The 20,156-nt window shown below is 61.9% G+C and carries 20 protein-coding genes and 1 pseudogene; 9 read left to right on the top strand and 12 right to left on the bottom strand.

The genetic code is table 11. The features are described 5' to 3' along the window. The 4 genes and pseudogenes from NKH16_RS28360 to NKH16_RS28345 form a co-directional block, all read left to right on the top strand. The coding region (locus NKH16_RS28360; RefSeq protein WP_352748541.1) for a pilus assembly protein at positions 1-296 on the top strand (296 nt) is incomplete at its 5' end. Between the two features lie 174 nt (positions 297-470). Further along, positions 471-1,352, top strand: coding sequence for a YihY/virulence factor BrkB family protein (locus tag NKH16_RS28355; RefSeq protein ID WP_352748538.1), 882 nt, complete (start codon positions 471-473; stop codon positions 1,350-1,352). A gap of 86 nt (positions 1,353-1,438) precedes the next feature. Beyond that, positions 1,439-1,579, top strand: a pseudogene (locus tag NKH16_RS28350) (SDR family oxidoreductase); the annotation flags it as partial. Positions 1,580-1,681: 102 nt separating this feature from the next. Continuing rightward, complete coding sequence (locus tag NKH16_RS28345) at positions 1,682-2,185, top strand: DUF2314 domain-containing protein (RefSeq protein WP_352571645.1); 504 nt, start codon at positions 1,682-1,684, stop codon at positions 2,183-2,185. A gap of 70 nt (positions 2,186-2,255) precedes the next feature. On the opposite strand, the gene NKH16_RS28340 is transcribed toward NKH16_RS28345, so the two are convergent. The 4 genes from NKH16_RS28340 to NKH16_RS28325 all read right to left on the bottom strand — a co-directional run bounded on the left by NKH16_RS28340 (position 2,256) and on the right by NKH16_RS28325 (position 7,696). Next, positions 2,256-3,017, bottom strand: a complete 762-nt coding sequence (locus tag NKH16_RS28340) for a glutamine amidotransferase (RefSeq protein WP_352903007.1) — start codon at positions 3,015-3,017, stop codon at positions 2,256-2,258. 86 nt (positions 3,018-3,103) lie between these two features. Then, a complete protein-coding gene (locus NKH16_RS28335) occupies positions 3,104-4,105 on the bottom strand; it encodes a rhamnose ABC transporter substrate-binding protein (protein WP_352903004.1) in 1,002 nt (333 codons plus the stop codon). 46 nt (positions 4,106-4,151) lie between these two features. Beyond that, on the bottom strand, positions 4,152-5,141 hold the full coding sequence (locus tag NKH16_RS28330) for an ABC transporter permease (protein ID WP_352903001.1): 990 nt from the start codon (positions 5,139-5,141) through the stop codon (positions 4,152-4,154). Further along, entirely contained in the window at positions 5,138-7,696 is a 2,559-nt protein-coding gene (locus tag NKH16_RS28325) for an ATP-binding cassette domain-containing protein (RefSeq protein ID WP_352902999.1), read from the bottom strand. Before NKH16_RS28325 ends, NKH16_RS28330 begins: the two co-directional genes overlap by 4 nt. A 196-nt stretch (positions 7,697-7,892) precedes the next feature. Here NKH16_RS28325 and NKH16_RS28320 point away from each other — a divergent pair, with 196 nt between their 5' ends. Beyond that, the gene (locus NKH16_RS28320; protein WP_023677417.1) at positions 7,893-9,176 is read left to right on the top strand and encodes an ROK family transcriptional regulator; all 1,284 of its coding nucleotides are present in this window, start codon (positions 7,893-7,895) and stop codon (positions 9,174-9,176) included. A gap of 192 nt (positions 9,177-9,368) precedes the next feature. Next, positions 9,369-9,569: a CsbD family protein gene (locus NKH16_RS28315; RefSeq protein ID WP_023719429.1), complete on the top strand. Its 201-nt coding sequence runs from the start codon at positions 9,369-9,371 to the stop codon at positions 9,567-9,569. 368 nt (positions 9,570-9,937) lie between these two features. On the opposite strand, the gene NKH16_RS28310 is transcribed toward NKH16_RS28315, so the two are convergent. Then, complete coding sequence (locus NKH16_RS28310; protein WP_352457052.1) at positions 9,938-10,519, bottom strand: hypothetical protein; 582 nt, start codon at positions 10,517-10,519, stop codon at positions 9,938-9,940. 269 nt (positions 10,520-10,788) lie between these two features. Here NKH16_RS28310 and NKH16_RS28305 point away from each other — a divergent pair, with 269 nt between their 5' ends. Together NKH16_RS28305 and NKH16_RS28300 are read left to right on the top strand one after the other, a co-directional pair. Next, positions 10,789-11,142: a hypothetical protein gene (locus NKH16_RS28305; RefSeq protein ID WP_352902996.1), complete on the top strand. Its 354-nt coding sequence runs from the start codon at positions 10,789-10,791 to the stop codon at positions 11,140-11,142. Positions 11,143-11,226: 84 nt separating this feature from the next. Further along, positions 11,227-11,820, top strand: a complete 594-nt coding sequence (locus NKH16_RS28300; protein WP_352457048.1) for an SOS response-associated peptidase — start codon at positions 11,227-11,229, stop codon at positions 11,818-11,820. 99 nt (positions 11,821-11,919) lie between these two features. On the opposite strand, the gene NKH16_RS28295 is transcribed toward NKH16_RS28300, so the two are convergent. Both NKH16_RS28295 and NKH16_RS28290 read right to left on the bottom strand, forming a co-directional pair. Beyond that, on the bottom strand, positions 11,920-12,465 hold the full coding sequence (locus tag NKH16_RS28295) for a group I truncated hemoglobin (protein WP_352457047.1): 546 nt from the start codon (positions 12,463-12,465) through the stop codon (positions 11,920-11,922). 665 nt (positions 12,466-13,130) lie between these two features. Beyond that, complete coding sequence (locus NKH16_RS28290) at positions 13,131-13,454, bottom strand: hypothetical protein (RefSeq protein WP_352453636.1); 324 nt, start codon at positions 13,452-13,454, stop codon at positions 13,131-13,133. A 497-nt stretch (positions 13,455-13,951) separates the two neighbouring features. Between NKH16_RS28290 and NKH16_RS28285 the strand changes: the two genes are divergently transcribed. After that, complete coding sequence (locus tag NKH16_RS28285) at positions 13,952-14,569, top strand: cupin domain-containing protein (protein ID WP_352453637.1); 618 nt, start codon at positions 13,952-13,954, stop codon at positions 14,567-14,569. A 333-nt stretch (positions 14,570-14,902) separates the two neighbouring features. Here NKH16_RS28285 and NKH16_RS28280 read toward each other — a convergent pair whose 3' ends face one another. The 5 genes from NKH16_RS28280 to NKH16_RS28260 are packed head-to-tail and all read right to left on the bottom strand — an operon-like array spanning position 14,903 to position 20,108. Continuing rightward, positions 14,903-15,421 (bottom strand): flavin reductase family protein, encoded by a 519-nt coding sequence (locus tag NKH16_RS28280; RefSeq protein ID WP_352453638.1) that lies wholly within the window; start codon positions 15,419-15,421, stop codon positions 14,903-14,905. 27 nt (positions 15,422-15,448) lie between these two features. Continuing rightward, the gene (locus tag NKH16_RS28275; RefSeq protein WP_352457046.1) at positions 15,449-16,867 is read right to left on the bottom strand and encodes an FAD/NAD(P)-binding protein; all 1,419 of its coding nucleotides are present in this window, start codon (positions 16,865-16,867) and stop codon (positions 15,449-15,451) included. Then, a complete protein-coding gene (gene ssuD / locus NKH16_RS28270) occupies positions 16,864-18,039 on the bottom strand; it encodes an FMNH2-dependent alkanesulfonate monooxygenase (RefSeq protein ID WP_352852214.1) in 1,176 nt (391 codons plus the stop codon). The genes NKH16_RS28275 and ssuD overlap by 4 nt, the downstream gene beginning before the upstream one ends. A 33-nt stretch (positions 18,040-18,072) precedes the next feature. Next, positions 18,073-19,320 (bottom strand): SfnB family sulfur acquisition oxidoreductase, encoded by a 1,248-nt coding sequence (locus NKH16_RS28265; protein ID WP_352620152.1) that lies wholly within the window; start codon positions 19,318-19,320, stop codon positions 18,073-18,075. Next, the gene (locus tag NKH16_RS28260) at positions 19,317-20,108 is read right to left on the bottom strand and encodes an ABC transporter ATP-binding protein (RefSeq protein ID WP_352902991.1); all 792 of its coding nucleotides are present in this window, start codon (positions 20,106-20,108) and stop codon (positions 19,317-19,319) included. The genes NKH16_RS28265 and NKH16_RS28260 overlap by 4 nt, the downstream gene beginning before the upstream one ends. Positions 20,109-20,156 lie beyond the last annotated feature (48 nt).

Raw genomic sequence — 20,156 nt, 5'->3', positions numbered from 1 at the left:
TCGGCTGGGCTCTGAATGCTATGTCGAGTGTTCGGTACACGCTGGAAACGTCGTCACGTGCGCTGCAAATGAAGAACTCGCTGACTCAGGCCCAGATCCAAGCCATTGCCACGGAAAAATTACTGGATTTGGGATTGAAAGACGTCGACGTAACAATAGCAATCGACGTCGCCAGCGGCGGCTTTCGCATGGCACATCTGACCGCCCAATATGCGTTCGTGATCGAGTTCCCGTATTTCAACCGATATCCGATACATTATCAGACAACTGTCACAGTTCCCCTGATTGCATCGTGAGCACGTCCCCGGCCAGTCGAGCGGCACCTTTCGCAGGATGTTCGCTGCACGCCGCCTTTATAGGCGATCGCTTTGTACAGCGTGCCGTTGCCGGCTTTGTTCCGGCCGAGCCCCCACCCCTCGCCTAGCGCTGCGCCGCCGCTACTTGTTTGTTGACAGGCATGCGAGGCCTACATGTGGAATTTGGCAGCAGAGGGCTGGAGGCTCCTCAAGCAGAGCGTCATCGGCTTCATCGACGACAATGCGCTGAGCCATGGGGCGGCGATAGCGTTTTATGCCACGACCTCGCTTGCGCCGATCCTGCTCATCGTTGTGGCTATTGCCGGCATGGCCTTCGGGCACGAGGCGGCGCAACTCGCCCTTTCGGCACAGATCGCTGGCCTGATGGGGCCGCAAAGTGCCGAGCTGCTGCGAGCTACGATCGAAAACGCCTCGCAGAAGGAAGCCGGAACCCTCGCCAGCATTCTGGGGCTGGTCACGCTGTTCGTCGCCGCATCCGGCGTGTTCGGCGAGATGCAGCTGGGGTTGAACGAAATCTGGAAAGTCAAACCGAGCGGGGCAACGATTTCACGAATGGTTCGGGCACGCATTGCAAGCCTGGGCCTGGTCGCCGCCCTCGGTTTTCTGCTCCTGGTGTCGCTGGTCGTAAGCGCTGCAATTTCGGCGCTCGGAGAAGTCATCAACGCTTACCTGCCGTTCGGCACCATCATCCTGAGCGCGATCAACGGGATCGTCTCGTTTGCCCTGATCACGCTGCTGTTTGCCGCAATCTACAAGGTGCTGCCGGACCGCAGCCTGCAATGGCGCGATGTGGGCATCGGCGCCGTGGTCACCGGGTTTCTGTTCACCATCGGCAAGTCGCTGATTGGCTGGTATATCGGAACCAGCGCCATCTCATCGTCATACGGCGCGGCCGGCGCCCTGCTCGTCGTGCTGTTATGGGTCTATTATTCGGCCGAGATATTTCTGCTGGGCGCCGAATTCACGCGAGCCTTTTCGGTTCGACACGGCAGCCGGTCCGATTTGAAGAACAAGGTGGAATCGCATGACAAATGAGTTCACGCCGAAATTCGACCTCGCCGGCAAGGTGGTGCTGGTCACCGGGGCCTCGCGCGGCATCGGCCGCGCCTGCGCACTCGCCTGCATGTGCTGGCCACATTCCGCTCGGCCGCATCGGCGACCCGATCGACGTCGCGGGCACCGTGGTGTTCCTCGCCTCGCCGGCGGCGTCACTGATGACTGGCGCGAATATATTGGAGGATGGCGGTTGGTCGGTAGCGTGATAGGACTCTTTGGCTGGTAGTGCGACACCGCTTCGCGAGCGCCGTCTCCCCACACCAGGAAGAAGCGCGCGGACTTCGCAAGGTTAGTCCAAGAGGTCTTTTATGAGCGAAAAATCTCAATCGAACGGTGAATTCGACGAACCGCGGAATGAGCCACTCTTCACGGCTATCTCGCAGACAGACCCCGCCTTCCTAGCAGCTTACGATCGCGCGCTTGCGAGTGTGCCGACATTTGTCGAACATATCGAGGGAAATGCAGATGCCTTCTGTTCCGCGAAGCTTCGGTTTCGCGATCCCGACGAGTCCGTACGCCTTCGGGAGGACCACTTTGTTTTCCTTTGGCTTGCCGCTGTGCATTATCATGCTGAGGAGCGGCTATTTTCAGGTACGTTTTTCGAGGTGCCACCCGAGCTTCAGAAATGGCATCAAGTCGGACAGCGACTTTCGTTTGAAGGCGATGATATTTTCGATTGGATGGTTCTCGACGCGGGGCACTTGCAGGGGGGATTCACATTGCGTGTAACCCGAGACAAGCTTCCTGAGAAAGATCGTGGCTCATACGATCGATACATCGGGGTTTCGGTTTATGAGCCACTGCCGTCCTGATTCAACGTATGCTTGATAGCCTGGTCTTTCGTTGGAGGATTGGGCAGCCGCACTGGTCAAACCAGCTTTCTCATTCATCGCCGGCGAGCCAACGGACCATGTTCGCCATCAGTCTTCCGTAGAACGGCCGTCCGAGGAAATCCTGCGAGAGCCAATGCGGGCCGATATCGGTTGCCCAGGCAATCGTGCGGCCGCGGCCATGGCTACCGACGGCAAGGAGCGGCCAGTCGGTGCCGCGATGGTGGCAGGTCGCCAGAAGCCGGGACGAACCGTCGCGCCTGAATTCCAGCTTGTTCATGCCGAGAATCGGCGGCAAAGGCCCCTCCACCCCGGAAAAAATCGGATGTGACGACTGCAGGACGGAGGCCTGCAGTCCTTGCGGCACCTCCATGCCGTCGCAGTAGGGTAGGCAACGGACCGGCAGAACGTCCTCGACCGGGGTGTCGTGGAAACGCGCCGTCCCGAACATGCCCTGAAAGCCCATGTAACCGCCGGCCAGCATCAGCCCGCCGCCACCTTCGACATAGGCCTTGAGCACATCGAGGCGGTTGACGCCGACACGCCCGGCGCGGGCATCCGGCGTCACCAGCAATGTCAGGGCGCCGACGTCGGAGATCACCACCGCCTGATATTGGGCGAGCCCATCGAGGTCATAGGGAAACTCCGCGCCGCAACGCTCGCCGCCGATCTGCGTGACCGCGATGCCTTCAGTGGCCAGCGCGGCATTGAAGGCCGTCGCACCATTTGCCGAGGCCGCACTTGTAAGCACGTCGCTGCCGATGGCAACCGAGGTCGTCGCTGCAAAGGTTTCGCCTGCAAGCAATATCTTCATTGCCGCCCCGCACTGTTTTCATTCGAGAGGTTTTTAGGAAGGGCGCCGGATGGACCGGCGCCCCCTAGAACTCAAGCTCTATAGGATCAGAATTTGAACTCGGCCAGATTTTCGGGAGTCACGATCTTGGCCGGACCAAGGATCAGTTCGCCGCCGGCGCCAATCGTGTATTCGCCGAGCCTGCCTGCCGTGAACTTCTCACCCTCCTTGCCGGTGATCTTGCATTGCGCAAACGCCTGGGCCGTCTGATAAGTAAGATAGCCAAGATCGGTGACGTTCCACCAGATATCCTGAGCCGCTTCGTCCTTGATGTATTTCGAGATCAGAGTGGCCGGCGCGAGGCCGGTCAGCTTGACCTTGCCGATCATGCCCGCTTCCTCGAGTGCACGCGCGGCCGCCGGAAGGCCGATGCCTGCCGGGACGATGATCACCTTGAGATCGGGAAACGCCTGGACCAGCGCCAATGCCTGCTGCTGGTTGATCTGTTCGCTTTCTTCGCCATAGGCCACCTGCACCAACTTCATTTTGGAGAACTTCGGCTCGGCCGCCATCTTCGCCTTCATGAAGTCGATCCAGGCATTCTGGTTGGTCGCCGTCGGCGTCGACGACAGGATCGCGAATTCGCCTTCACCGCCGCTGAGGGCGAATGCACTTTCGAGCATCATCTCGGCGAGACTGTCGCCCTTCACCTGATTGACGAACACCGCACGCGCATCGGCGGCCACATCGGAGTCATACGAAATCACCCTGACGCCCTGCTGAACGGCGCGCTTCAGCGCAGGCGCGACGGCATTGGCGTCGTTGCCGGCAATTGCGATGACTCCGACCTTCTGCGACACGAGGCTGTTGATGAATTCGATCTGCGCCTCGGCGGTCGCCTGCGATGGGGCGACCTGGGTAGCGGTGCCGCCAATTTCCTTGGCTGCCTCTTGTGCGCCTCCAAAGGCCACTTTGAAGTAGGGATCCGTGTCGAGCTTGGGCAGGAAACCGACCGTTACGGGTTTCTTGGCGCACTCCTGGCTGAAGGCCAGCGAGCTTGGCGCAAGCAGAACCGCGGATGCGAGCAGGGCTAATCTAAACGCTTTCATTGTGACTCCTCCGTCAAAATTCGGGCTTGAAGGAAGGGGCCCGAGATCACCCCTTTGTCTCGCGCATTGCGCGGGATCTGCTGAGCATCTCCTGTGTGGAGCGCCAGTAATTGCCGACCAGCAGCGAGCCGATCAAAAGCAGGCCGATGATCATGCCCTGCGCGTCGCCACCGATCTGGTTCAGCGCCAGCACGTTGCGGATGATGGCGATCAGGACCAGTGCCAGCATGACGCCGGTCAGGCGTCCCTTGCCGCCAAAGACGCTGACGCCGCCGAGCAGCACGATGGTGATGACGTCGAGCTCCATGCCGAGCGCATTGTTGGCGCGGGCGTTGGAAAGGCGCGCGGTATAGACGATGCCGGCTATCGCCGCGACGATGCCCGAGACGACGAACAGGTTCAGCACCATCCGGCGCGTGTTTATGCCGGAATAGCGCGCCACTTCGGGGCTGCCGCCGAGCGCGTAGATGCGCTTGCCGGTCGGCGTCTTCTGCAGCACGACCGCAAACACCGGCGCCAGCACCAGGAAGGGCACGATGGTCCACGGTATCTCGGTGCCAGGCAGGTTGTTGATGCCGAAATCGACGACCGCGGGCGGCAGGATGTTGACCGAGCCGGTGCCGAGCAGGATGTAGCCAATGCCTCGATAGAGCGCCATGGTGCCGAGCGTCACAACCAACGACTGCAGTCCAAGGCCCGAGACCAGATAGCCGTTGAAGGCGCCGAGCAGGCCGCCGATGACGAGCGTCAGCGGGATTGCGGCAAGTGTCGGCACACCGGCCTGGACCAGCAAGCCAAAGACGACGGACGTCAGCGCCAGCACCGAGGCGATCGACAGGTCGATCTCGCGGGTGATGATGAGCAGCGTCATCGGCAGGATCAGCAATGCCTTTTCCGAGGCGCTGGCGGCCAGTTGCGAGAGATTGAAGCCGGAAACGAAATTCGGCACGAAGATCGCGGCATAGAGGAAGATGGCCACGCAAGAGGTCGCCAGCAGCAGATCCCAGAAGTCGATCGAACGGAGGAACTTTTTCACCGCGCCCTCGCCTGTCTTGCCTGCTCGGCCCGCCGCACGATGAAGGTGTCGATGCCGATGGCGACCAGGATCACGAGGCCGTAGACGCCCTGCAGCCACAGCGGGTCGACGCGCACCAGCGTCAGCCCGTTTTTGATGACGAGCAGCGTGAGCGCGCCGAGGATGATACCGAGCAGCGTGCCCGAACCACCGCGGATGGCGACGCCGCCGACCACCGCCGCCGCGATCACGGTGAGTTCGAAGCCGAGCGCGACGCGTGCATCGATGGTCGCATAGCGCGATGCCCACAGCGCGCCACACAGGCCGCCGAGCAGGCCGGCCATGCCAAAGGCCAGCAGAATGCGGCGGTCGACGGGGATGCCGATAAGACGCGCGCCGTCGGGATTGGAGCCGGCGGCGAACAGTTCGCGCCCGATCGCTGTGCGATAGAGCAGCACGTAGCCCAGGCACACGATAACGATCGCGATGATGACGATCAGCGGCACGCCGGCGATCTTCAGGCCGGTCATGTCGAGCCAGGCTTGCGTGACTTCGTCGGCGCTGATCTGATCACCGGCTGCCCAGATCGAGTTGAAGCCACGGAAGATCGACATCGAGGCCAGCGTGACGACGATCGCCGGGATCTTTCCCCTGGTGACGACGAGGCCGTTGATCAGGCCGGCGACGCCACCGACGGCGCATGCGGTTATCAGGCCAATGCCGATGTCGAGCCCTGGATAGGCCTGGACCATGCTGGCCGCCATGTAAGCCGACAGGCCGATCACCGCAGAGATCGAAAGGTCGATGTTGCGGGTGATCAGCACCAGCATCTGCGCGAGTGCAGCAACGACGAGCAGGGCGGCATCCATCGACACGGCGGTCAGGTTTGCAGCGCTCACCATGCGCGGGTTGATGATGGTGACCGGGATGGCGACCGCCAGCATCGCGGCGAGCAGACCGAACTCCCGCCGCTTCAGTATGTCGAGCGGTCCTTTTCTCTTCTCCTCGCGGGCGGCCTGTGCCGCCGCATCGGCGCTTTCGCCGGCCTTGGTCGCTGCTTCCAGCACCTTTTCCTGAGTGGCTTCGCCCCTGGCAAATTCGGCCGTCCGATGGCCTTCGCGCAGGACGATGATGCGGTCGCACATGCCGATGAGCTCGGGCATTTCGGAGGAGATCAAGATGATTGCCATGCCCTGGGCGGCAAGGTCGGCGATCATCGCATGCACTTCCGCCTTGGTGCCGATATCGATGCCTTGCGTCGGCTCGTCGAGGATGAGGACGCGCGGTTCGGTGCGCAGCCATTTGGCCAACACCACCTTCTGCTGGTTGCCGCCGGACAGTTCCTTTACCGGCTGCGCGTAGCCGGAAAAGCGAAGCTTCATGCGCTTCAGCCAGTCCGAAACCAGATTGATCGCGCGGTTCGTGCCGTAGAAGCTGGAGCGGGCTGTCTTGTCGAGGACTGGCAGCACCGCGTTGTCGAGGATGGAAAAATCCATCACCAGGCTCTGGCCCATGCGGTCTTCAGAGACATAGGCGATACGCGCATCCATGGCGTCGCGTGCCGACGCGAAGCGCACAGCTTCGCCGTCGATCAGGATTTCGCCGGCATCGGGCTGGTCGATTCCGAACAGCACGCGCGCGATCTCGGTCCGCCCGCTGCCGACCAGGCCGCCGAGCCCGAGCACCTCGCCGGCATGGAGCTTGAGGTCGATATTGGAAAAGCCACCGGCGTGCGAAAGCCCCCTCGCCTCCAGCACCAGTGCGCCGGTGGCGTGGCTTCGTTGCGGATAGAGGTCGGTGACCTCACGGCCGACCATCATGCCGATGGCAGCGGCGCGGCCAAGCTCGGCCTTCGGCTTGACGCCAATGAGACGCCCGTCGCGCAGCACCGCGATGCGGTCGGCGATGCGGAAGATCTCGTCCATGCGGTGGCCGACGAACATCATCGCCACGCCGTGCAGCCGCAGGTCGGCGACGACAGTGAACAGCCGCTCGACCTCGCGCTGCGACAGGGCGGCCGTCGGCTCGTCCATGATCAGCACCCGCGCGTCGAGCGACAGGGCGCGGGCGATCTCGACCAGTTGCTGTTCGGAGGTGCGCAACATTCCGAGCCGGGTTTCGGCCGGCACGTCGAGGCCGACTGTCGCCAGCACCCTGCGCGCGCCGGCAAGCATGGCGGCGTTGTCGATGCCGCCGAAGCGGTCGCGCGGCATATGGCCGAGATAGATGTTCTCCGCCACCGAAAGATCAGGGAAAAGACCGGGGTGCTGGTGCATGACCGAGATGCCGGCAGCCTGGGCGTCGTGCGGCGAATGGAAGACCACAGGCTTGCCATCGACTTCGACATGGCCGCCGGTCGGGAGATACACGCCGGCCAGCAGCTTCACGCAGGTGCTCTTGCCGGCGCCGTTTTCGCCAAGCAGAGCCAGCACCTCGCCTGAGCGCAATTCGAAGGACGCGTCCTTGAGGGCAATCGTGCCGCCGAAGGCTTTTGTCGCCTGAACCAGGGCAACGGGGACAGCCGCGTCGCTCTTCACCATGGCGTCGGCTTCGCCTAATGCGCCCAAGTGCAGCACCTTTCCTCCCTGGTCCTGTTTTTTCAATTTGCTATATTAAATGGCCGAATGCCGCAACTGGAAAATTGACTTCCATGGCCGCGAAGGGCACTGTCGCGTCGCGCACGGGTGCGATTGGAGTGCTCGACCCCGCGGCAGCCTCAAAGCTGCAAGCGGCTGGAGTGGCTCTGCGGGAATGAATGGGGAGGCGCCGGTTTTGTCCGGAAAAGGCAGCAATTCGGTCAAGGTTCGGCATTATAACGAGCGCTTCGTGCTTGATGCCATTCGCCGCCTGAAGGAGGCATCCAAGTCCGATCTGGCGCGCGCCGCAAATCTGACGCCGGCTGCGGTCGCCACCATTGTCGACGGGCTGGAATCGTCCGGATTCGTAAAGCAAGTGGGAAAAAGGTTCGGGCAACGCGGATCGCCATCCACTCTCTACCGACTTGCACCTGAGCGTATCTACAGCGTCGGCATCAAGATCGGCCGGCGCGCGCTGGAAGCCGTGCTCGTCGACTTTGCCGGCGAGGTCCGCTCGCGCGAGTCGCACGAATATCGCTTTCCGGATCCCGACATGGTGCTCAAGGCAGGCAACATGTCGCTGGCCAATTTCGACAAGCTGGTCGAGGGGCTTGGCGATGCCAGCATCGTCGGCGTCGGCATCGCCTCGCCATATTTCCTCGGCGGCTGGAGCGAAGAGCTCGGCTTTCCCGACGATCTCGGCAGCCGCTGGGAAGCAATCGATCTGACGACGTTCTTCGCCACAAAGCCGAAGACCCCGGTCTTCGTGGAAAACGACGCATCATCGGCCGCACTCGCCGAACTCATCCAGGGGACCGGCGCGCGGTTCCGCGACTTCATGCATATCTCGATCGACACCTTTGTCGGCGGCGGACTGGTGCAAGGCGGCAAGGTCCATACCGGGCCGCACGGCAACAGCGCCGCGCTCGGTCCTTTGCCGGTCTCGCCTTCAAGCCTCGATTCGGTGGCGGCCAAGCCGGCGCGCTACCAGAGCCTGCTGCATCGCGCTTCGATCTATGTGCTGGTCAATCATCTCAAATCGCGCGGCATCGAGATCAACCGCGTGCGCGAACTCGACCCCTTGCCGCCAGGGGCGCGCGAACCGCTGTCCGAATGGATCGACGATTGCGCCAATGCGCTGGTCGAGGCGATCATCGCCATCACCTCCGTCATCGACATCGAGGCGATCGTTCTCGACAGCATCCTGCCGCGGCCGATCCATCTCGAGCTGCTGGCAAAGGTGCAGACCCAGTTCAACAGGATCAGCGCCATCGGCATCGTGGCGCCGGAAATCGTCTCGGGACAATTCGGCCCCGAGGCCTCGCCGATCGGCGCGGCGATGCTGCCGTTCTCGGCACTGTTGGCGCCCGACAGCGGCGTGCTCATGATCGGCAAGGACAGAACAATGCTGCCGGGCAGCCTTTCGAGGCTTGCCAGCCAAGGCCAACCAGCAAGAAGCTCAGCGCCTTCAACGGCATAAGACAGTGCCGCGAAAGAGCATCAAGCTCCAGGCATCATCAACATCAGCTCGCAGTCCGGCACGGGCACGACGGGCTTTTTGCGCCGGCACTGGAACTTTTAGCGGCTGCTAATCTTCATTCGTCACCAACATTGAAATGCCGATCGGTCCGCGCTCCGCTTCAGTGCGGGCCCAGGAAGCAAGGAGGAACATATGAACTGGGATCAAATCAAGGGAAAATGGACGCAGTTCAAAGGCAAGGCGAAGGAGCAGTGGGGTGACCTCACCGACGACGATCTTGATCGTATCGAGGGCAATAGGGACCAGCTCTTGGGACGCATCCAGGAGCGATATGGCATTGCCAAGGAAGAGGCGGAGCGCCAGGTTGATAACTGGTCCAGAAGCATCAGCTGAGCCTTTGGATGCAATGCCGTTTGCTGCCCACCACCGGGGTGAAACTCTGCGTCGCCCATGCCGACTGGTGCGGTGGGCTCTTTCGACAGCGAGGCCCGCGAGGATGCTTTAGCCATATCTGATGTTCTACTTGCGTGGCGGGCTTCGCCTCGGCGTGCCCAGCCCGTAGGCGAAGGAGCGTAATCATGAACAACATTATCTGGCTGGTCGGCGCGATCGTGATCGTAATAGTCATTTTGAGCTTTTTGGGTCTGCGATAGGCCTTAGCCCTCTCCTCGACCTCTTCGATTCGGCAACGGCTCCCTCTCGGCGTGGCCTCACTGCCCGTTGCATTCAAGCAGGTCAGACTTAGGTCCCAAGCAAGATACTCAAGGATTGGACCGAAGCCCCGGCTGAGGAACGTAGCCGGCTGGCTCACGTTGTGGTGAGCTTTGGCGCGACGAAGATGCGTCCGGGCGGATGAGTTCAAGCCAGGGAGGAGAGGCCCCGACGCTCCGAACGGGCGGCGGGCCTGGACGTAAATGCAAACGATCAGCAGGCTGTTCAATTCCCATGCCCAGGCAGCACGTGCCGTTGCCAGGCTTCAGGCTGCCGGGATTCGTCGCCGGCAAATCAGCGTCGTCGGATCTTACAATGACAATGATGAACCGATCAGCGTTGCTGGATATTACGAAGATGAGATGAGCGCTCTCTGGCGAGGTGCCGTCGCTGGTGCCGCACTTGGCGCGACGGCTGGTCTGTTGGCCGGCTTCAGCGCTTTTGGAGCTCAAGACGTTGATCCTGCGGGGATGACCGGCATGGCCCTGGTCGGTGCGGCTTGGGGCGGCTTTGCCGGCGTGCTTCTCGGAACTTTTGCCAATTTTGCCCAGAAGCCGCGCAAGCCGAAGATCGCTGAGGGTGTCGTATTGGTGATTGCTCGCGTCGATGAAAGGCAGGCCGGCGCCGCGCATACGGTGCTCCGGAGTTTCGCGGAGATGCCTTCCGGGCCGATGAAGAGGAGCGCTTTGCCAAATTCAAGCCGGCTCCGCGTCCGATCTGGTGCCCGATGAAGTTTGTTTCGCGAAACGGGAATTCAAACCGGAGGCGCCCGACGAAAGCTTGGCAAACCAACACTTTGGAAGCATGCGGGCTACTTGCCGTCGTGTTGTCCTTTATTCTTACCGTTCTGTTGGTTGGTCTCATCCTTGGCTGAACCCATGCCCTTGCCACCGGCGACACTATGCCCGGCAATTGGCGAAGGTTGTGGCCAGTTCGAAGGATTAAACCATTCGTGCTAAGCGTTAATAGGTTATCGGCAAAAGTAGAGGGCGATCACGTGGACAAACGGGCTGAAGGAGACGCGGAGAAATTGGCTCGAGGCGAGTTCGAGCTCAAAGCCGAACGATATGGCGTGAACGCCTTTCTTCTCATTGTCGAACTTGTAAATCTGCTGGAAAAGCGCAGAACGATCAGCAGCGACGACGTCGCGAAAATCGCCGAAGCCGCCGCACTTGCCGTTGCCGCATCCAGCGAACCCGACGTGAACAGCATCAATCTGTTGCAGGCCATCGCTGCCGCACGCCGGCCCAAATAGGCTTATATCAAATCCGCCAGCAATCGGCGCCAACCGATAAACGCTATGTTGAACTGATCTCGGTCGAGCGTACGGAGCCTTTCCATGTGCAATGACTACGAGCAGCACATCGCCTGGGCCGAATACTGCCGGATGATGGAATCGCTGGCGCTCAAAATCCCCAGCCATCAAACCGAATTGGATCTGCCGCAGGCGGATGACATCCACATCAACGACCCCGCGCCGGTAATGCGCGCCGCCGGCGACGCAATCGAACTGGCGTCGATGACGTTCGGCTTTCCCCCGGCCGGGCCAAAAGGCGGACCTGTATTCAACTTTCGCTCGGAGGGCCGGCAGTTCAGCAACAGCAAGCGCTGTCTCGTTCCGGCGTCGGCATTCTTCGAATTCACGGGAGCGAAATATCCAAAAACCAAGCACAGGTTCACGCTGAATGGCCATTCGTTCATGGCGATTGCCGGGCTGTGGCGCGAGGGTGTCGGCAACAAGCCGCCGACGTTCACGATGCTGACGACCGATCCGGGGCCGGATGTCGCGCCATATCACAATCGGCAAGTGGTTGTGCTGCGGCCATCGGACTGGGCGGCATGGATCCATCTGACGAAGTCCGAGGCTGAACTCATGCTGCCACTGCCGGAAGGGTCGCTCAGCGCGGAAACAGTTCGCGCAGGTTCCGAGTAGAATCCATCGGAAGACTGCGCGCGCTGAGCTACGGCCGCGCCGCATCGTCACGGCGATGCGCGCCATGCTCAGAACGAATGCCCGCGCGATATAAGCGCTTCAGCCCGGCTTGACGTAGCCGGCGGTGACCTCGTCTTTGTGGGCGGCGAAAGCTTCCAGGACTTCGGTTTTCTCAGGCTTCGGAATTTTGAAATGATCCAACGTCCGCCCGAGTTCGGCTGCGACCTCATCGAATTCCGCGGGGGAAATCCGCAGGTCGCGATGCGCCTCCTCGAGACCGAGCGGCGTCGTGCCGGGCTTGGTGGCGACGAACTTGAAGGGCCCGCCAGAAACGTCGCAGACCCACAGCGTGCGCATGAACTTAAGGCCGGGCAACCTTTCCAGGTTCTTGGTGTGCCATTTGCGCAGCTGCGGATTCTTGGACTTTTGGCCGACGATCGGGTTCCTCACGACGGCGTCGCTGAAATGATCGATCACCGCTGCGATGGCAAACACGCCGCCCAGCCGCTCATACAGACTTTTCTCGGATGTGGTTTTCTTCGTCTGCGCGAGCGCCTTGTCGACAGGCAATACCGACGTCGATGCGGCGGCCAGCGCCAGCGCGGCGACAACACTTCGTCTTGTGAGAGAAGTCGAAATTTTCATCCCTGGTTCCCTTCGAGGTTAGGCCAGAGCGAGCCGCAGCCTGTCTGGCGGGCTTCATGAAATGACATTCGGACACTTTGCCGTATTTTAGCATCGCCTAAAGAACTAACGAGCCCTTCGCCCGAATTATTCCGATTGGGCGGCATTGCCGTGGTCAACATGCGTCAAAAGGGGCGAAGGCCGCGCGGATGAGGAAGTGTTAAGCACGCGTCGCTGCACGCGGCAGAGGTCGCGAAGCCACTTCGGCCGCATCTGTGCCCCTGACCTTGGGCATTTTCCTTCTGTGTCGTGTTGTCGGCGGCAATCAGCCCCGGTAGGGGGCGTACAATCGCTTCCCGCGGCTTTGCCGGCTGCTTGCGGCCAATAGCCTGTGCTTTTCGAAGATCGCGAGCTTCTGCGGATAGGTCATCCGCACCTTGGCGTTGCACCCGTCGCATCTGAAGTGCGCGATTGTTCTTAGTGCAGAGCCCTTTCTTACCGCCGGATGCAAGCAATCCGGACATTCGAATGTGAGCGCGACATCCGATAAGTCTTCGGCTAAGCCCATTTCCGTCCCCTTCGCAAGCTCGGTGGCTACACTCTGGCGATTCTCAATGAGCAATTCAGATGCCAATCCGATTGTGCCAATGCGGGACTAGAACAATTCGCCTCGGAACGCCGCCTAGCTAGTGCGCCTTCTCTGCGCCTTTTGAGCGACGAAGAGACCTAACTTCCTCCAGCAGTTCGCGCTCATTGGTAGTCACGTTTCGGAAGATTGCGACAATCATCACCGCCAAGGCTTCGGCATCCAGGCTTAGAGGGTCAATGTGCTCATCTGCGCAAACCTGATCAAACACGCGTTCACAAATAGCCAAATCGTGAGGGCTGAGGCGAGTGCGATTGAAACGCCGGCGCGACATTTGCGAGCCTTCGACGCCCGCCGCCCCGTTGCAAAAGAAGCGGGCCTTGGCAAGAAACGCGAGTCGTTGAGTGGTTGTTCCCGGCTGCAAGCTTTGTTAAGCCGCCTGCAGCAGGGCAGACTGGAACGCCTTCCCCGCGCGCATCATGGCGCGTGCGAGCGGAGCTGTGCCTCGACCTTGGCATTTTCCTAGCATGGCGAGATGCTTGGCACCTCAGGCATTTTCGGGCGCCCGCCCGAACGGGGCTGGCCGCCATGCGCGGGCCGATCTTGGACGGCTGGACCGTTGGACTCACGTCAGACACAGTAGCCTGGGGGCAAGACTGCTTCGAACTCTAAACGGGGGCCGTCGGCTACCCATTTGACGACGCGGAGGAGCCACGCCTTGCGCTGCTGGCACTCGTCATCGCAGCCAATGCCACCGCGACACCTAGTTCCAACGCTTGAAAACTCTCCCTAGAATCGTGAACAGTCTTCTTTGGCGGCAGGCGCTTTAGCTCGCTCGAAACTTGGTCCGTGCCGTAAGTCGGTACATATGCTATAGCTAATATTGGGTCGAGGGGACGACCATGAAAGGGAGGACCAACCATGAAGCCGCATTCCCTCAGCGCCCGCCGTATTGGCCTGCTTATATTCTCGGTGTGTGCTTTCGGGCTGATGACGTCAGCCTCAATGCCCGCAGACAGCAAATTCGCCGTCGAGCCGGTGGTTGAGAAAAAGGTGAAGGAACTGCCCTCCGGACCGTTGTACTGGCGGCTGGATAATCTGCCAACGCTGGCGCAAGCCCAAAGCGTTGCGGGCCCGACCTCGCTTGCGGCCGAGGTCGCAGGCAAGGTCTGGCTGTTCACGCTTGGACCGAAGGATGGCTCTACGACCGGCGGAACCAAGGTCGTCGAGATCGGACCGATCCCTCCGATCAGCGCAAGCGAGTATTTGCTGCGTGTCAACCGCGCCGGTGGAGCGCCCGGCGTCAAGACGAAGATCCATACGCATCCGGGACCGGAGGCCTTCTATGTGCTGGCCGGCAAGCTCGGCCAGAGAACGCCCCACGGAGTGACCTATGCTGAAGCTGGCACGGCAATGATCGGACACGGGGCCAACACGCCGATGGAGGTGTTCAGCGCCGGCACAACCGATCTCGATGAGCTGGCCATCTTCGTGGTCGACGCCAATCAGCCGTTCTCGTCGCCGGCCAGCCTCGATTGAGGCGACATTTCCCGGGATGATACTTCCGCTCTCCACCTGTTGCAGACAGTCGGCGACCAGTTGACGCTAACAGGTGTATGCTGAATTCGATGGTGCTGCGAGAGAGGATTGAACTCTAGGTATCTATAATAAAATCAACTACTTACGATGAGTTTTGTAACATTGTGACGGGCGACAAAATGGCTGGGAATCTCTTCTAGCCTGCGGTTCTGGCTGGACGCCAAAAGACCCGCCTCCCCTTTACTGTTTTCTCTCCAAGGCATTCTAGATCAAGCCTTCATTTGAATGCCTGGACCTTCACCGCGCCGCCAAGCACCAGGAACCGAAATACGTTTACGACGATCCGTATGCGCCGTGATGATAGATCAGCGCCGGGCCCGGCTCTCCGCTCACCACATGCCGGACGCTGCCGAGGATCAGCGCGTGGCTGTGGCGAATAATAGTATCCTCAACCGCGCAGTCGACCGCGGCAAGCGCCTCGTCGAGTGCCAGTGCGCCGCTTGCAAGGCTGGACCAGCGAGCGCCCTCGTAGCGCGCCGACCCCTTCAGGCCACCGCGCCCGGCAAAGCGGTCGGCAATCGCGATCTGGTCGGCACGCAGCACATTCACGCAGAAATGCCGATGCCGGCTGATGGCTGCCCAGGTAGACGAGTTCAGATTGATGCTGACAACCATCACCTCTGGTTCGACCGATAGGGAATGGGCGGTGGTAACGGTTGCGCCCGTCCGTTCGTCGCCAACACCGGCGGTGACCACGGAGACAGCTCCGGCCAGGTGTCGCATCGCAAATTTCAGGGGAACCCGGGTTTCCACTAAGGTTTCCAATAGGGGAACGCGTTCGGTCAGTGTCATCTGGATAGCCTCATCGTGTTTGCAGCTTCACGACGCCTTGCGACGCAACGCCGTTTGGTATCCCAACCATTGGTGAATTTCGGCGGCGATGCGCTCGGCATGTGCGGTGACTTCGGGAATTCCCATCAGTTCGCCGACGCTGCCTCGCGCCAGTGGCCCGCTGACGAAAATGCTATCGGTCGGGCGCCCGGATGTGCCGACCGCACGGCCTTGGCTGTCGGTATCCAAACCAAGACCAATCGGATCGAGCCGGACCAATCCCATCCGCGCGAGCGCCGCAATCGCCGTGTTGGTCCGCAAGATATCGGCGTGCGCCGGTCCGGTCGTCACGATCACACTGTCGAAAGCATCGACAACGAGGCTGCGTTGGCCACGCAGCCGCTGCCTGACGCGAATGCATCCGTCTACCTGTTCGGCGCCGACAATCGATGCGGCGCGATAGGAAAGCCTGCCCTCGGCAGCGCGGCGATCGAGCACGGCCGCGATCTGTGGCGCAACGCGGAAGCGATGCACATCCCACAGCGCGCGAAGATGACGCACAACCTGGCGCTGCTCGGCTAGCGGCAAGGCCTGCCAGATGGCCTGTCCCTGACGCCGGACGGCATCGAGCACCGGGTGCCAGTCTTCGCCCTGACGCTTGGCATCAAGAATCGTGGCCCGGATGCGCTTGAACAGTGCCGTTGCGCTGCGTGAAGGAAGGGTCGTGAAATCACCGACTGGATCGGCCGGTATCGAGGCGTGGCTGCGCGAGCGATAGCCATGACGTGACAGCGCGACAATGTGGCCACGATGCCCCTTGCGGTCGAGGGTCGCAATCACGTCCGCCGACGTCAGTCCGGTGCCAACGACCAGGACACGGTCGTCGCGGCCGATCGCTTCCAGCCTCTCGAGATCATAGGGATTGGCCACCAGCCCGGCTGTGCCAGCCACGGACTTCAGGGGCATCGGCAAGGCCGGCGGCGGATGCGTCGTCGCAATCACCACGGCGTCGGCAGCGAGCGTCCCGCCATCAGCGAGGATCAGACGGTAGCCCTCGCCGGTGCGCTCGACCGATGCGACGGCGGACCTGACATGGCGGATCGTTTTGCTGAGCAGAAAGGGCTGGAGATGGGATTCGACATAGCCGCCGAAAACACGGCGCTGCGGGTAGATCGCGCCGTTGGCGGCAATAGCCTCGACATCCCCCACAATAGCGCTGCTCTGCTGCAGCCAGTCGGCGAAGTGGCTATCCTGGCCGGAGATCAGCGTCATCCTCGAGGCCGGCACATTGATGCGGTGTGAAGGATCGGTCGTCGAATAGGCCAGACCATAGCCGAGCCTTTCGCGCGGCTCGACGACCACGATATCGGATGCACTGGCCGGCAGCAGCCGCGCCAGATGAAACGCAGTCGCCGCACCTGAAAAGCCGCCGCCGACAATCGCTATGATCGGTTCGCTGGCGCTCAAGACTGGCTCGCGCGCAGCGACGACGGGCGATGGTCGCCGGCCACCGTTTCGCCGAAGGGGCCCATGTTAACCGCCGTCGGCCGCGTCGAGATTTCGTGATCGAGCGGCAACAGCGGCAGCACCAGTTCGCCGAAGCGATAGGCTTCCTCCAGATGCGGATAGCCGGACAGGATGAAGGTATCGATGCCGATGCGCCGGTATTCGTCGATGCGCTCCGCCACCGTCGCCGCATCGCCGACCAGAGCGGTGCCGGCGCCGCCGCGCACCAGGCCGACACCGGCCCACAGATTCGGACTGATTTCGAGTTTGTCGCGACGGCCGCCATGCAGCCGGCTCATGCGCGACTGGCCGACGGAATCCATGCGCGCGAAAACCTTCTGCGCCTCGGCGATCGTCTTGTCGTCCAGGCGGCTGATCAGGCGGTCGGCATCGGCCCAGGCTTCGTCATTGGTTTCGCGAACGATGACATGCAGCCTGATGCCGAAACTCACCTGGCGTCCGGCCTTCTCGGCAAGGCCGCGCACATGGTCGACCTTGGCGGCGACGTCAGCCGGCGGTTCGCCCCAGGTGAGGTATTTGTCGATCTGCTCGGCGGCGACCGCATTGGCCGCCTCCGACGAGCCACCGAAATACAGCGGCGGATGCGGGGTCTGCACAGGCGGGAACAGCAGCTTTCCGTCCTCGATGCGGAAGTGCTTGCCTTCGAAGGCAATGGTCTCGCCGCTGAGCACGGCCTTGTAGATATCGAGAAACTCCCGCGTCACCTCATAGCGCTCATCATGGCTGAGGAAGATGCCGTCGCCCTTGTTCTCGACCGGGTCACCGCCGGTGACCACGTTGATAAGCAGGCGCCCGCCGGAAATGCGGTCGAGCGTCGAGGTCATCCGCGCGGCAAGCGTCGGCGATTGCAGGCCCGGCCGCACCGCAACGAGGAAGCGGAGCCGCTGCGTCAACGGCGCCAGCGCCGACGCCACGACCCAGCTGTCCTCGCAGCTTCGGCCGGTCGGCAGCAGCGCGCCGTAATAGCCGATGGCGTCGGCGGCCTTGGCGACCTGGGTCAGATAGGGCAGGTCGACCGCCCTGCCCCCCTCGGAGGTGCCGAGATAGCGGCTGTCGCCATGGGTCGGGAGAAACCACAGGACCTTGATCCTGTCGGGGATGGCAGTGCTCATGAACAGTCCTTTGTGACTTTACGGCGTTCTCGCTCAGCTCCAGGCGTGGAGCGGCGGATTGACGTCGTTCAGGTAATAGTTGCCGAGGATCGCGTATTTCCAGCGCACCGGATCGTGCAGCGTGTGGGTTCGGGCGTTGCGCCAGTGCCGGTCGAGATTGTGCTCGGCCAGTGTGGATCGCGTGCCGGCGAGTTCGAACAGTTTGTTGGTGGCCTTGATGGCGATCTCGGTGGTGAGGATCTTGGATTCGGCAACCGCGATCTGCGCTTCCGCGACGGTCTTATCGTTCGGATCGGCCACGGCGCGGTCGACCGCCAGCCCTGCCTTGTCCAGAACGGCCTGCGCCGCATTGGCCCGCAGGCGAAGGTCACCGACGGCCTGGATAGTGTAGGGATCCTGCCAGGCATGATCGACGCCGCTGTCGATCCACGCGCGCGACTTGGTGCGCACGAAGCTGACGGTTTCGTCGATCGCCGCGTTGGCGATGCCGAGATCGACAGCAGCCTGGATGATCTGGAAGATGGCGCCGTCGGCCGTCGCCCGGTCATAGCCCTTGTAGCCGGGGACGAGATGCGTCTTCGGCACTTTCACATTGTCGAGCAGGACTGTGCCGGACAGCGTCGTCTTCTGGCCGAAGCTCGACCAGTCGTCGATGACCGTCAGTCCGGGCGCGCCGCGATCGGCGATGGCATACCAGGCCCGGCCCTCGTCATCGAGCGCCACGATCGGCACCAGATGGGCGAGCAGCGCGCCGCTTGAATAGAATTTCTGGCCATTGACCACGACGTGGTCGCCAGCGTCGACGAATTTGGTCTCAAAATCGGCCGCCCGCTTGGAGCCGAATTCCGAGAACGCGTTGCCGAACCGCGTGCCGGACAGAACTTCGGCGAAGAGCAACTGCTTCTGGGCCTCGTCAGAGACGGTGCGGATGGCGGCGACGACGCCGAGATGGTTCTGCGGAATCTGGCCGAGCGACGGATCGGCCGCCGAGATGATGGTGATCACCTTCGACAGCGTCACATAGGAGAGTTCCGGTCCGCCATAGGCCTTCGGCACGTTGATCGACCACAGGCCGCTCTGCGAAAACGCATCGAGCTCTTCCTTCGGCCAGATGCGCTCGCGGTCCCGCCTGGAGGCGTCCTTGGCGAAGTCTGCGGCCAGTTTTTCCGCCACAGCGATCGCCTCGGCATCGGTCTTGATGACATGCGCTCTGGCCGACGGACGCTCGACCGGAGGGACGGCGCTGCGAGTATCGGACGGCTGCTTCGATTGGATGGTCATGCTGCGGTCTCCTGGGGAAAATGTTGCGATGGAAGCGGCGTGCCGCCGAGATAGTAGGTCTTGATGTCGTCGCGCTGGCGCAGGTCGGCGGCCGACCCTTCCAGCACGCTCTTTCCGTTTTCGAGCACGGTGGCGCGGTCGGCATATTTCAGCGCCACTGCCGAATTCTGCTCGGCGACAAGGATCGAAAGATCTTCGTCCCGATTGAGCCGCTTCAAAGCGCTAAAAATCTCGTCGACGATCAGCGGCGCCAGCCCCATCGAAGGCTCGTCCAGCACGAACAGTTTCGGCCGCGACATCAGACCGCGGCCGATCGCCGTCATCTGCTGCTCGCCGCCGGAGGTGAGGCCGGACCGGGTTCGCCGCTTCTCGGCGAGCCTGGGGAAAAGCGCATAGACGCGGTCGAGGTCGGCCTTGACGCCGGTGCGGGAGGACGAACGCCCGAGCGCGCCGGTCAGAAGGTTCTCCTCGACCGTCAGCGAGCGGAAGCAGTGTCGGCCCTCGAGGACCTGGACCAGACCCTTGCGGATGAGGTGAGAGGGGCTTGCCCTGGAGACATCCTCGCCGTCGAAAGTGATCCGGCCAGCGGTAACGGTGCCGCGCTCGGCCGGGAGGAGATTGGATATGGCGCGTAGCAGCGTCGTCTTGCCGGCGCCGTTGGAGCCGAGCAGTGCGACGATCTCGCCTTTACCGACCGACAGGTCGACACCGTGCAGGGCGGCGATGGCGCCGTTGTAGACGGCCTCCACGCGACTGACCGACAGGATCGGATTTTCCGGGCTGGACATCGAGGACCCCGCAATAGGCAGGAAACCGCGCCCGGCCCGGGGCCCGGC

This window comes from Mesorhizobium sp. M1307, from assembly GCF_040318155.1.
Lineage (GTDB): Bacteria > Pseudomonadota > Alphaproteobacteria > Rhizobiales > Rhizobiaceae > Mesorhizobium.
Note: the sequence above shows the minus strand (reverse complement) of the source record. Positions and strands in the feature narration are given on the sequence as shown.

Excerpts from the sequence above, each read along its gene's own strand:
- NKH16_RS28355 (WP_352748538.1), top strand. The coding sequence starts at position 471 with ATGTGGAATTTGGCAGCAGAGGGCTGGAGGCTCCTCAAGCAGAGCGTC.
- NKH16_RS28345 (WP_352571645.1), top strand. The coding sequence starts at position 1,682 with ATGAGCGAAAAATCTCAATCGAACGGTGAATTCGACGAACCGCGGAAT.
- NKH16_RS28340 (WP_352903007.1), bottom strand. The coding sequence starts at position 3,017 with ATGAAGATATTGCTTGCAGGCGAAACCTTTGCAGCGACGACCTCGGTT.
- NKH16_RS28335 (WP_352903004.1), bottom strand. The coding sequence starts at position 4,105 with ATGAAAGCGTTTAGATTAGCCCTGCTCGCATCCGCGGTTCTGCTTGCG.
- NKH16_RS28315 (WP_023719429.1), top strand. The coding sequence starts at position 9,369 with ATGAACTGGGATCAAATCAAGGGAAAATGGACGCAGTTCAAAGGCAAG.
- NKH16_RS28310 (WP_352457052.1), bottom strand. The coding sequence starts at position 10,519 with ATGCGCGGCGCCGGCCTGCCTTTCATCGACGCGAGCAATCACCAATAC.
- NKH16_RS28305 (WP_352902996.1), top strand. The coding sequence starts at position 10,789 with ATGCCCGGCAATTGGCGAAGGTTGTGGCCAGTTCGAAGGATTAAACCA.
- NKH16_RS28300 (WP_352457048.1), top strand. The coding sequence starts at position 11,227 with ATGTGCAATGACTACGAGCAGCACATCGCCTGGGCCGAATACTGCCGG.
- NKH16_RS28295 (WP_352457047.1), bottom strand. The coding sequence starts at position 12,465 with ATGAAAATTTCGACTTCTCTCACAAGACGAAGTGTTGTCGCCGCGCTG.
- NKH16_RS28285 (WP_352453637.1), top strand. The coding sequence starts at position 13,952 with ATGAAGCCGCATTCCCTCAGCGCCCGCCGTATTGGCCTGCTTATATTC.
- NKH16_RS28280 (WP_352453638.1), bottom strand. The coding sequence starts at position 15,421 with ATGACACTGACCGAACGCGTTCCCCTATTGGAAACCTTAGTGGAAACC.
- ssuD (WP_352852214.1), bottom strand. The coding sequence starts at position 18,039 with ATGAGCACTGCCATCCCCGACAGGATCAAGGTCCTGTGGTTTCTCCCG.
- NKH16_RS28265 (WP_352620152.1), bottom strand. The coding sequence starts at position 19,320 with ATGACCATCCAATCGAAGCAGCCGTCCGATACTCGCAGCGCCGTCCCT.
- NKH16_RS28260 (WP_352902991.1), bottom strand. The coding sequence starts at position 20,108 with ATGTCCAGCCCGGAAAATCCGATCCTGTCGGTCAGTCGCGTGGAGGCC.